The following is an 11,640-nucleotide window of genomic DNA, read 5'->3' as shown; positions in this document are numbered from 1 at the left end:
CGCGAGATTACCGTGTCCGCGCCCCCTGAACGAGCCTGGCGTACCCGCGTGATGGAATCAGGTCATGAGCGATGACGCCGTGCAGCTGATACCCCGCGATGTGCTCTTCGGCAATCCTGAGCGGATCTTGCCCAGCTTGTCGCCCGACGGCACCCGGTTAGGTTTCGTGGCTCCCGATGACGGCGTCCTCAACGTCTGGGTAGGACCGGCCGACGATCCCGCCGCCGCCCGGCCGGTCACGTTCGACCGCGACCGCGGTATTCGCGTGTTCGACTTCTGCCACGACGACCGCACGCTGGTGTATCTGCAGGACACCGACGGCGACGAGGACTGGCGCCTCTACGCCCTGGACCTGGAGAGCGGCGAAGCTCAGCTGGTGACACCGCAAAGTGGCGTCACGGCAGGCGTGCTCGCGCACAACCGCTGGCATCCCACCACGATGCTCGTCGCCCTCAACGCCGACAACCCGATGTTGCACGACATCTACCGCCTCGACCTCACCACCCGCCAGCTGGAGAAGGTCGAGACCAATCCCGGATATGCAGGCTGGATGGTCGACGCGGACCTGAACGTCCGCGGTGGTGTCGCCATGACCGAAGACGGCGGCGCCGTCGTGCACTTTCGCAATTCCGACACGGGCACGGACGAGCCGTGGCTGGAGATAGGCGCCGATGACGTCGCAGGCACCGGCGTTTACGGCTTCAGCCGAGACGGGCGATCGGCCCTCCTGCTGTCCAGCATCGGCGTGAACGCCACCCGGCTGCTCCGCGTCGACCTCTCGTCCGGCGAGCAGAGCGTGCTGGCCGAGGATCCCCACTACGACGTCGCGGGCATCGCACTGCATCCGGAGACGCTGGAGCCGCAGGGCGTCAGCTTCGTGAAGGATCGAAAGGTCTGGGTCCACCTGGACCCGGAGTTCGGCGCCGAAGTGGACTTTCTCCGGGCTCAGCTGCGTGGCGAGATCGGGATCTCGCGGACGGTGCGCGACGACCGTCGCTGGATCGTGCACGACGTGCTCTCCGACGGCCCAGTGCGCTATTACCTGTTCGACCGTGACTCCCTGGAGCTGACGTACCTCTTCTCGCACCGCCCTGAACTGGAGCAGTACCAGCTCGCCGAGATGGAGCCGTTCAGCTACACCGCCCGCGACGGCTTGACCGTGCACGGCTATCTGACGTTCCCGGTCGGTGTCGAGCGCCGCGACCTGCCTGCCGTGCTGAACGTGCACGGAGGACCGTGGGCGCGGGACACGTGGGGATACGACCCCGAGGCCCAGTGGTTCGCCAACCGTGGCTATGTCTGCGTTCAGGTGAACTTCCGCGGCTCCACCGGATACGGCAAGGCGTTCGGCAACGCGGGAAACAAGCAGTGGGGCAAGGCCATGCACACCGACCTGCTCGACGCTGTCGAGTACCTGGTCGGGCAGGGCTGGGTGGACCGGAACCGAGTGGGCATCTACGGCGGCTCCTACGGGGGCTACGCCGCCCTGGCCGGAGCCGCGTTCACCCCCGACGTGTTCCGGTGCGCGGTGGACCTGGTCGGTCCCTCCAACCTGCTGACCTTGCTGACCTCGATCCCGGAGTATTGGAAGCCGCAGATCGCCTTCATGTACTCACGCGTGGGCAACCCGGAGACGGAGAAGGACTTCCTCTGGAACATCTCTCCCCTCTCCCGGGTGGACGACATTCGCATCCCGATTCTCGTCGCCCAAGGCAAGAACGATCCGCGCGTGAAGGAAGCCGAGGCCGAGCAGATCGTCAACGCCCTGATCGACAAGGGACTCGACCATGAGTACCTCTTGTTCGAGGACGAGGGTCACGGCCTGGCCAAGCCCGAGAACCGGGAACGCTTCTACGCCGCCGCGGAGGACTTCCTCGCCCAGCATCTCGGCGGCCGTTCCGCCAGCTAGTTGTGTCACCTGATCGTCGAAATGTCGCCTGATCATTCCCTTGCCCAGAGTCAGACGACACATCGACGTGTTCGGGCCGGCTGTGTATCATCTGATCACATCTCACGATACGAACGTCGCGGGATCAGATGACGTGGCGCGACCTACAGACGTGCTTCAGTCATCTGATCATCCGCCGACGTTACCGCGACGAAAAATGATCAGACGACATTTCGACGATCAGGTGGCAAAGCGGGCGTTCCCTACGCTCCCTGCACGGCGTAAGGCGCCAGCGCAGCGGCGAGGCCCTCGGAAACGCGCGCTCGCACCCGCGTGCCCTCAGCCTCGTGCTCCATCGCTATGACCTCGCCCGTGGTATGCACCTTCGAGACGAGCTCTCCGCGGTCATAAGGAACCAACGCGTCGACCTCGACCGGTGGGGTCGGCAGCCGTTCCTCCACGAGGGCACGGAGCTTGTCGATGCCGTCCCCGGTACGAGCCGATACGGCAACGGAGTTGGACTCGGCCCGCAGAAGCCTCGTGATGACGTACGGATCGGCGGTGTCCGCCTTGTTGATCACCACGATCTCCGGCACCTCGGACGCACCGACGTCGGCGAGAACTTCGCGGACGGCGCTGAGCTGCCCTTCGGGATCGGGGTGAGAACCGTCCACGACGTGCAGCAGCAGGTCGGCGTCGGCGACCTCCTCTTGGGTCGAGCGGAAGGACTCCACCAGTTCATGCGGAAGGTGCCGGACGAAGCCAACCGTGTCGGTGAACGTGTACTCGCGTCCGTCCGAAGTCTGAGCTCGGCGCACCGTGGGGTCCAGGGTGGCGAACAAGGCATCTTGCACAAGCACGCCGGCACCGGTCAGCTGGTTGAGCAACGACGACTTGCCGGCGTTGGTGTATCCCGCGATCGCCACGGCTGGCACTGCATTGCGCTGACGGTTGGAACGCTTGGTGTCGCGTGCGGTCCGCATCCCGGCCAGATCGCGACGCAGCTTGGACATACGCGTGCGGATCCGCCTGCGGTCGGTCTCCAGCTTGGTCTCACCAGGGCCACGAGTGCCGACCCCACCGCCTGCTCCGCCCGCACGGCCACCGGCCTGGCGGGAGAGGCTGGCACCCCATCCGCGCAACCGCTGGGAGAGGTACTCCAGCTGAGCCAGCTCCACCTGCGCCTTACCCTCACGACTCTTGGCGTGCTGGGCGAAGATGTCCAGGATCAGCATGGTGCGATCGACCACCTTGACCTTGACCCGGTCTTCGAGGTTGCGCAGCTGCGATGCGGACAGCTCACCGTCACAGATGACCGTGTCGGCACCGGTGGCCAGAACGACGTCACGCAACTCGTCGACCTTCCCCGAACCGATGAACGTAGCTGGATCGGGCCGCCCGCGACGCTGCACAAGGCCTTCGAGGACGACCGAGCCAGCGGTCTCAGCCAACGCGGCAAGCTCGACGATGGAGTTCTCCGCATCGGTGGCGCTGCCCTCGGTCCAGACCCCGGCCAGCACGACGCGCTCCAACCGGAGCTTGCGGTATTCGACCTCGCTGATCTCTTCGAGCTCGGTGGACAACCCCGCGACTCGCCGCAGCGAGTGCCGGTCCTCCAGATCGAACTCACCAGTGGTCAGCTCTTCGTCCTGAGTCGGGTCGTCGAGCTCAGGCAGCTCGTCAGCGGCGTATGGATCGAACGTGTGAACCGGCTGCGGACTTGTCGTCATGCTCCTTCTTCCGCCCCCGAAGTGAGGGGACTACGTGATGTGAGTGATGTGGCGTCGGGTACAACAACGGCGCGGGGCCCCTATCATCCCGAATGACTTCCAGGATGACACGGGCACCGCGCCGTTTCACCTCTATTTCGGCGGCACCGGCCGCGGTTCTCACCTCAACGCGTGGAACGTGTACCGGCCGACGCCGCCATTCGCAGCGCCGAGGCGGCGCGGACCGACGCGGCCCGCCGGCCCTGGCGCTTCGCGGCCTGCCGTCGATTCCGAAGCGCGGCTGCGGCCAGCACGGCGTCTCGCCGCTGGGTCTCGATTCTCAACATCACGTCACCTCTTCCGACACGTGGCCCTCCCCCGCAGAGAGCCACTGACGACGACGCACGAGCAGGGCATCCGCCATCGGTGCGGCGTCGTCGGCCTGTCGTGCTCTCGTACTACAAACAGAGACGTCCCTGAGCGGCGTTTGGATGCTGTGACGTAAGTCACATCACGTACGCCCTGGTCAAACAGCAATCGTCCCCTGAACGCCGAGTTCAGCCGGGCCTGTGAGCAGCAACTGCCCGTCGGCCCGCTCGGTGACGACGAGCCGGCCGCCCGGGACGTCGACGGTGTAGGTGGCTGCGGCTTCGCCGTCACGGCGCATCGCCGCCCACGCCGCGGCGCAGACGCCCGTCCCGCACGACCGTGTCTCGCCGACCCCGCGCTCCCACACTCGTAGCGCGATGTGCCGATCCCCTCGGCTGACGACGAACTCCACGTTCGCGCCGTCCGGGAAGACCGGCTCCGGGCGGAACGAGGGCACCGCCGCCAGCAGACCGAGATCACCGAGGTGCCCATCCAGGAAGACGCCGTGGTCCGGACCGGCTGCCTCCGAGGCGCCGGCCCGGCCTTCTTTCGTCTCCCCGAACGAAGCGGCAGCAGAGGGTTCGTCATCCAAGAAGACGACGGCGTGCGGATTCGGCACCGCCACGGGAACGGCCGGCCACGACCGCCGGCCGAGGATGACCTCCACCGCGGGTTCCGCGTCCTCCGGCACGCCGCGCGCTCCCGCCGCGGCACCACCGGCCACCGGCTGCGTGGCCGGCCCCATCTCCACCGTGTACTGACCGTCCGGCTCCGCACGAACCGCACGCACACCACCCCGCGTAGCCACGGCCAGCTCCGACGCGTCACCGGCCAGGCCGTGATCGAACAGGTACCGCGCCATGACGCGGACTCCGTTACCGCACATCTCCGCGAGCGAGCCGTCGGCATTGCGATAGTCCATGAACCACTCCGCGCGATCTGCCAACGCGGCCACGTCCGGCGCCGCCGCGGTGCGCACCACGCGGATCAGGCCGTCGGCTCCGATGCCGGCGTAGCGATCGGTGAGCCGGCGGACCACGTGGCCGGCGAGGATATCTCCCATCGAGCCGTCCGGATCTGGCACCAGAATGAAGTCATTCTCCGTACCGTGTCCTTTGACGAATGGAATATGCGTGGTCATGACTCCCTGGCTCCTGTGTGGTTGTGCTGGCTGTCTCCGTCAACGTCATCGATGCCGCCAACGATGCCCGTCGCGCGGTGGGCGAGGTCATCCGCGTCGAACGGCAGCCAGGTGATGCGCTCATCCTTCCGGAACCACGAGTCCTGCCTGCGGGCGAACCTCCTGGTGGCGCGGACCGTATCCGTGCGCGCCTCCCGCTCGGTGCATTCGCCGGCCAGGAAGGAGAGCACCTGGGCGTACCCGAGGGCCCGCGCGGCCGTGCGCCCCTGCCTCAGGCCCGCCGACTCCAGCCGGCGCACCTCGTCCACCAGCCCGCCTTCCCACATCGCGTCCACCCGGCGTTCGATCCGGGCATCGAGGACCTCACGAGATACGTCCAGACCGACCTGAGCGACATGGTCGAAGACGTAGCGCTTGGCAGGCAGGGACGCGGCGAACGGACGGCCGGTCAGTTCGCCTACCTCCAGCGCACGCACTACACGCCGGGCGTTGCTCGGAAGAATTGACTCCGCCGCTCGCGGATCGCGCTCCGCCAGCCGGGCGTGCAGCCGCGCGGGACCGACTTCTGCGAGTTCGGCCTCGAGCCGTTGCCTGATCGCCGGGTCAGTTCCAGGAAACTCGAAGTCGTCGAGTACAGCGCGCACATACAGGGCACTGCCCCCGACGACTACTGGAACGGTCCCGCGCCGTCGGCAGCCCTCGATAGCGGCGCGCGCGAGTGCCTGGAACTCCGCCACGGTGGCGGTTTCGGTGACGTCGAGGATGTCGAGGAGGTGGTGGACGACGCCCTTCCGCTGCGTCACCGGCGTCTTGGCCGTGCCGATGTCCATGCCCCGGTAGACCTGCATGGAGTCCGCGTTCACGACCTCACCGCCCAAACGCAGGGCGAGGTCGATCGCGAGGTCGCTCTTTCCCGCCGCCGTGGGCCCGACGACCGCCACGACCGGCACACCCTGTGCTGGACTCATCCCGCCAAGTCTCACACGACGGCCTAGCCGCTGCATCATCCACTCTCCTGCGGCTTCCCGCATTCCGGTTGTGGATGCGCAGCACGAGGGGTATGAACGTGTCAAGGGGCCTTCGGACCGACCGCTAAGAGGTGAGCACAGTGGACATCGGCAAGATGAAGGACAAGTTCAGCGACGCACTGTCGAAGAACTCCGACAAGGCCGGCGACGGCATCGACAAGGCAGCGGACTTCGCAGACGACAAGACCGGTGGAAAGCACACCGACAAGATCGACTCAGCGGCCGATCAAGCCAGGGGGCATCTCGACAAGCAGAACGACGACAAGCAGAACAAGGGCGAGCAGCGCTAGCCGCCCGCCCCGAACATGAACGTGCGACCGCCCGCCGGCACGATGCCGGCGGGCGGTCGCATGCTCACGAAGCGATCATGACGCGGATCAGTAACGGTAGTGATCCGGCTTGTAGGGGCCTTCGACATCGACGTCCAGGTACTCGGCCTGATCCTTGCTGAGCTTGGTGAGCTTGCCACCGAGCGCTTCCAGGTGGATCCGCGCGACCTTCTCGTCCAGGTGCTTCGGCAGGACGTAGACCTGGTCGGTGCCGTACTCGCCCTGCTTGGTGAACAGCTCGATCTGGGCGATCGTCTGGTCGGAGAACGAGTTGGACATGACGAACGACGGGTGTCCGGTCGCGTTGCCCAGGTTCAGCAGGCGGCCTTCGGACAACACGATGATGGAGTGCCCGTCCGGGAACGTCCACTCGTCCACCTGCGGCTTGATGGTGACCCGCTTCACGCCGGGGTAACGCTCGAGCTCGGCGATCTGGATCTCGTTGTCGAAGTGACCGATGTTGCCCACGATGGCCTGATGCTTCATCTTCACCATGTGGTCGATGGTGATGACGTCCTTGTTGCCTGTGGTGGTGATGATGATGTCGGCCTGGTCGAGGACGTCGTCGAGCACGGCCACCTGATAGCCGTCCATCGCCGCCTGCAACGCACAGATCGGGTCGATCTCGGTGACGATCACCCTCGCGCCCTGGCCCCGCAACGATTCCGCGCTGCCCTTGCCGACGTCACCGTAACCGCAGATCACCGCAGTCTTGCCGCCGATGAGCACGTCCGTGGCACGGTTGATCCCGTCTACCAGGGAGTGACGGCAGCCGTACTTGTTGTCGAACTTGGACTTGGTGACCGCGTCGTTGACGTTGATCGCCGGGAACAACAGCTCGCCGGCCTCGGCCAGCTGGTAGAGCCGATGCACACCGGTGGTGGTCTCCTCGGTGACGCCCTTGATGCCACCGGCGATGGTGGTCCACTTCGAGGAGTCCGACGCGAGCGAAGCCCGCAGAAGCTCCAGGAAGACCTTCCACTCGTCCGGGTCGTTGTCACTGGCCGACGGGACGGCGCCGGCCTTCTCGAACTCGACGCCCTTGTGGACCAGCAGTGTCGCGTCGCCGCCGTCGTCGAGAATCATGTTGGGGCCCTGGCCGTCGGGCCAGGTCAGCATCTGCTCGGTGCACCACCAGTACTCTTCGAGCGACTCGCCCTTCCAGGCGTACACGGGCGTGCCGGCCGGAGCGTCGACGCTGCCCGTCGGGCCTACGGCGACGGCCGCAGCAGCGTGGTCCTGGGTGGAGAAGATGTTGCAGCTGGCCCAGCGCACCTCGGCACCGAGTGCCACGAGTGTCTCGATCAGCACCGCGGTCTGAATGGTCATGTGCAGCGAACCCGAGACCCGGGCACCGGACAGCGGCTTGGACGCGCCGTACTCGCGACGCAGCGCCATCAGGCCCGGCATCTCATGCTCGGCCAGGCGGATCTCGTTGCGCCCGTACTCGGCGAGGCCGAGGTCGGCGACGGCGAAGTCGACGCCGTTGATCGTCTGCTTGGGCACCGACGGACTGAATGCTGTCGCTGTCATATCGGGGTTACTCCTTTTGTTGCGGTGGATGGTACGAGATTACGTGTTGAAGTACTTGGCTTGCGGATGGTGGACCACAAACGCGTCGGTGGACTGCTCCGGATGCAGCTGATGCTCGTCGGACAGCTTGACGCCGATGCGGTCCGGCTCGAGCAGTTCGACGATCTTGACCCGGTCCTCCAGGTCGGGGCAGGCCCCGTAGCCGAGCGAGAACCGAGCACCCCGGTAGCCGAGCCGGAAGAACTCCGTGACGTCGTCGGCGTCCTCCTCGGCGACCGGCCGTCCGTCGGAGAAGAGCAACTCCTGCCGGACCCGGCAGTGCCAGTACTCGGCTAGCGCCTCGGTCAGCTGCACGCCGAGGCCGTGCACCTCCAGGTAGTCCCGGTAGGCGTTGCCGGCGAACAACTCGTTGGCGAAGTCCGCGATCGGCTGGCCCATGGTCACCAGCTGCAACGGCAGCACGTCGACCTGACCCTGCTCGGTCGCGAGCCCGCGCGACTTGAAGAAGTCCGCGAGGCAGAGCCGCCGGTCACGGCGCTGCCGCGGGAAGGTGAACCGGAACCTCTCGGCGGCGTCCGGGGACGGCTCGTCGAGGATCACGACGTCGTCGCCGTCGGACACACACGGGTAGTACCCGTAGACGACCGCCGCGTGCGCCAGCACGTTCTCGGTGGTCAGCCGGTCCAGCCAGTATCGAAGCCGCGGACGGCCTTCCGTCTCGACGAGTTCCTCGTACGACGGTCCCTCGCCACCTTTGACACCGCGAAGGCCCCACTGGCCGAGGAACGTGGCGCGTTCGTCGAGAAGCGCCGAGTAGTCGGCCAGCGCCACGCCCCTCACGACACGGCTACCCCAGAACGGCGGGGTGGGAACAGGCACGTCCGTGGCGACGTCGGAGCGGGCCGGCAGCTCGTCGTCGACTTCTCCGCTCCCGGCTGCCTCGCGCGCGGCAATGATCTTCTTCGACCGCTCGCGCCGCGCTCTGCGCTCGGCTCGCTTCTTCTCCGCCTCCTCGTCGACCTCGGTCATGACGCCCTTCTTGCGCGCCATGAGCGTGTCCATCAGCCGCAGGCCCTCGAACGCGTCCCGCGCATACGAGACATGGCCTTCGAACACGTCGGCGAGGTCGTCCTCGACGTAGGAGCGGTTCAGTGCCGCACCGCCGAGGAGCACCGGCCAATTCTGGGCGACACCCCGGGAGTTCATCTCCTCGAGGTTCTCCTTCATGATCACCGTCGATTTGACGAGGAGGCCGGACATTCCGATGGCGTCGGCGGAATGCTCGTTCGCCGCATCGAGGATGGTGTTGATCGGCTGTTTGATGCCGATGTTCACCACCTCGTAGCCGTTGTTGGTCAGGATGATGTCGACCAGGTTCTTGCCGATGTCGTGGACGTCACCCTTCACGGTGGCCAGCACGATCCGGCCCTTGCCGCCGGAGTCGTCCTTATCCATGTGCGGCTCGAGGTACGCCACGGCCGCCTTCATCACCTCAGCCGACTGCAACACGAACGGCAATTGCATCTGCCCGGAGCCGAACAGCTCGCCTACCGTTTTCATGCCGGCCAGCAACGTATCGTTGATGATCTCCAGTGGCTTGCGGTCTTTCATCGCGTCGTCGAGGTCCGCTTCCAGCCCGTTGCGCTCACCGTCGACGATTCGCCGTTCCAAGCGCTCCCCCAGCGGAAGCCCCGCGAGCTCTTCCGCCCTGCTCTGCCGGTTCGACGCGGCCGTGGCCCCTTCGAACAGCTCCATGAACTTCTGCAGGGGGTCGTAGCCTTCGCGGCGGCGATCGTAGACCAGATCCAGCGCGACCTCGCGCTGCTCGTCGGGAATGCGCGCCATCGGCAGGATCTTCGACGCATGCACGATCGCCGTGGAGAGACCGGCCTCGACGCACTCGTGAAGGAACACCGAGTTCAGCACCTGCCGGGCCGCGGCATTCAAGCCGAACGACACGTTGGAGATGCCGAGCGTCGTCTGCACGCCGGGAAACTCGGCGGTGAGCTGCCGGATAGCCTCGATGGTCTCGATGGCGTCCCGGCGGACTTCTTCCTGCCCCGTGGAGATCGGGAACGTCAAGGTGTCGACGATGATGTCTTCGAGGTCCATGCCCCAGTTGGTGGTCAGGTCCTCGATCAGCCGGCGGGCGACGCGCATCTTCCATTCGGCGGTGCGGGCTTGGCCTTCCTCGTCGATGCACAGCGCGACGACGGCCGCTCCATGCTCCGAGGCCACAGTCATCGCCCGCTGGAAACGCGAGTCCGGACCGTCGCCGTCCTCGTAGTTGACCGAGTTGATCACGCACCGGCCCCCGACGCGCTCCAGCCCGGCGCGGATGACCTCCGGCTCGGTGGAATCCAGCATGATCGGTAACGTCGACGCGGTAGCTAGCCGGCTGGCCAGCACATCCATGTCCGTGACGCCATCGCGGCCCACGTAGTCCACGCAGAGGTCGATGAGATGGGCGCCCTCACGAGTCTGCGCGCGGGCGATCTCGACGCAGTCGTCCCAGCGCTCCTCCGCCATCGCCTCGCGGAACGCCTTGGACCCGTTGGCGTTGGTGCGCTCGCCGATCATGAGCACGCTGGCGTCCTGCCGGAACGGCACCGTCTGATAGACCGACGCCACCGCGGGCTCGTGCCGTGGCGCGCGAGCGGCGGGCGTCACATCCGCCACGGCCTCCACGACTTTCGCCAGATGCTCAGGTGTGGTGCCGCAGCATCCGCCGACCATCCGGGTGCCGAAATCGGTGACGAACCCCGCCAGCGCCTCGGCCAGCTCGTCGGGCCCCAGCGGGTAGACCGCGCCGTTCGGCCCGATCTGCGGAAGTCCGGCGTTCGGCATGACGGACAGCGGGATCCGGGCGTGCTGCGAGAGGTAGCGCAGATGCTCACCCATCTCGGCCGGACCGGTGGCACAGTTCATGCCGATCAGGTCGATACCGAGGGGCTCAAGGGCGGTGACGGCCGCCCCGATCTCGCTGCCGACCAGCATCGTGCCCGTCATCTCGACGGTCACCTGGGCGACGATCGGCACGTGCTGGCCTTCGGCCTGCATGGCCCGCTTGGCGGCAAGGATCGCGGCCTTGGTCTGAAGCAGGTCCTGACTGGTCTCGACGAGCACGACATCGATCCCGCCGGCAAGCATGCCGCGGACCTGCTCGATGTAAGCGTCCCGGATGCGTGCGAATGTGACGTGCCCGAGCGTGGGCAGCTTGGTGCCCGGCCCGACCGATCCCAGCACGAATCGCGGCTTGTCCGGGGTCGCATACTCGTCTGCTGTCTCCCGCGCCAGCCGCGCGCCGGCCTCGGAGAGCTCGTAGATGCGTTCGGGGATGTCGTACTCGGCGAGGTTCGCCCAATTGGCGCCGAACGTGTTGGTCTCGATCAGGTCGGATCCAACTTCGAGGAACCCACGGTGCACGGACCGCACAACGTCCGGCCGGGTCACATTGAGTATCTCGTTGCAGCCCTCAAGGCCACCAAAGTCGTCCATGGTCAGCTCGTGCGCCTGCAGCTGAGTACCCATGGCTCCGTCGGCCACCAGCACCCGGCCGTTCAGCGCCGACAGAAAGGCGTTCCCATCCATCCCCATTCACCTCCTTTGCCTTCCGCTGGGCGTCACCGGGCCATTCGCGATC

8 protein-coding genes are annotated in these 11,640 nt (G+C 66.4%); 2 read left to right on the top strand and 6 right to left on the bottom strand.

The window, feature by feature from the left end:
- The first annotated feature begins 64 nt into the window (after positions 1-64).
- Complete coding sequence (locus G1H11_RS00515) at positions 65-1,909, top strand: S9 family peptidase (RefSeq protein WP_163815048.1); 1,845 nt, start codon at positions 65-67, stop codon at positions 1,907-1,909.
- Between the two features lie 242 nt (positions 1,910-2,151).
- Here G1H11_RS00515 and hflX read toward each other — a convergent pair whose 3' ends face one another.
- From hflX to miaA, 4 genes are all read right to left on the bottom strand, one after another.
- A complete protein-coding gene (gene hflX, locus G1H11_RS00510; protein WP_163815046.1) occupies positions 2,152-3,618 on the bottom strand; it encodes a GTPase HflX in 1,467 nt (488 codons plus the stop codon).
- A gap of 164 nt (positions 3,619-3,782) precedes the next feature.
- Positions 3,783-3,944, bottom strand: a complete 162-nt coding sequence (locus G1H11_RS00505; RefSeq protein WP_163815044.1) for a hypothetical protein — start codon at positions 3,942-3,944, stop codon at positions 3,783-3,785.
- A gap of 179 nt (positions 3,945-4,123) precedes the next feature.
- Positions 4,124-5,107, bottom strand: a complete 984-nt coding sequence (locus tag G1H11_RS00500) for a diaminopimelate epimerase (protein ID WP_163815042.1) — start codon at positions 5,105-5,107, stop codon at positions 4,124-4,126.
- Positions 5,104-6,075, bottom strand: a complete 972-nt coding sequence (miaA, locus tag G1H11_RS00495) for a tRNA (adenosine(37)-N6)-dimethylallyltransferase MiaA (protein WP_216843296.1) — start codon at positions 6,073-6,075, stop codon at positions 5,104-5,106. The genes G1H11_RS00500 and miaA overlap by 4 nt, the downstream gene beginning before the upstream one ends.
- Positions 6,076-6,215: 140 nt before the next feature.
- Here miaA and G1H11_RS00490 point away from each other — a divergent pair, with 140 nt between their 5' ends.
- Positions 6,216-6,425: an antitoxin gene (locus tag G1H11_RS00490; protein WP_216843295.1), complete on the top strand. Its 210-nt coding sequence runs from the start codon at positions 6,216-6,218 to the stop codon at positions 6,423-6,425.
- Between the two features lie 87 nt (positions 6,426-6,512).
- Here the strand turns inward: G1H11_RS00490 and ahcY are convergent, their stop codons facing one another.
- The gene (gene ahcY / locus G1H11_RS00485) at positions 6,513-7,997 is read right to left on the bottom strand and encodes an adenosylhomocysteinase (RefSeq protein WP_163815039.1); all 1,485 of its coding nucleotides are present in this window, start codon (positions 7,995-7,997) and stop codon (positions 6,513-6,515) included.
- 39 nt (positions 7,998-8,036) lie between these two features.
- Positions 8,037-11,588: a methionine synthase gene (gene metH, locus G1H11_RS00480; RefSeq protein WP_163815038.1), complete on the bottom strand. Its 3,552-nt coding sequence runs from the start codon at positions 11,586-11,588 to the stop codon at positions 8,037-8,039.
- Positions 11,589-11,640: the final 52 nt, after the last annotated feature.

The organism is Phytoactinopolyspora alkaliphila (assembly GCF_010550695.1).
GTDB lineage: Bacteria > Actinomycetota > Actinomycetes > Jiangellales > Jiangellaceae > Phytoactinopolyspora > Phytoactinopolyspora alkaliphila.
Note: the sequence above shows the minus strand (reverse complement) of the source record. Positions and strands in the feature narration are given on the sequence as shown.

Excerpts from the sequence above, each read along its gene's own strand:
- G1H11_RS00515 (WP_163815048.1), top strand. The coding sequence starts at position 65 with ATGAGCGATGACGCCGTGCAGCTGATACCCCGCGATGTGCTCTTCGGC.
- hflX (WP_163815046.1), bottom strand. The coding sequence starts at position 3,618 with ATGACGACAAGTCCGCAGCCGGTTCACACGTTCGATCCATACGCCGCT.
- metH (WP_163815038.1), bottom strand. The coding sequence starts at position 11,588 with ATGGATGGGAACGCCTTTCTGTCGGCGCTGAACGGCCGGGTGCTGGTG.
- G1H11_RS00505 (WP_163815044.1), bottom strand. The coding sequence starts at position 3,944 with ATGTTGAGAATCGAGACCCAGCGGCGAGACGCCGTGCTGGCCGCAGCC.
- G1H11_RS00500 (WP_163815042.1), bottom strand. The coding sequence starts at position 5,107 with ATGACCACGCATATTCCATTCGTCAAAGGACACGGTACGGAGAATGAC.
- miaA (WP_216843296.1), bottom strand. The coding sequence starts at position 6,075 with ATGAGTCCAGCACAGGGTGTGCCGGTCGTGGCGGTCGTCGGGCCCACG.
- ahcY (WP_163815039.1), bottom strand. The coding sequence starts at position 7,997 with ATGACAGCGACAGCATTCAGTCCGTCGGTGCCCAAGCAGACGATCAAC.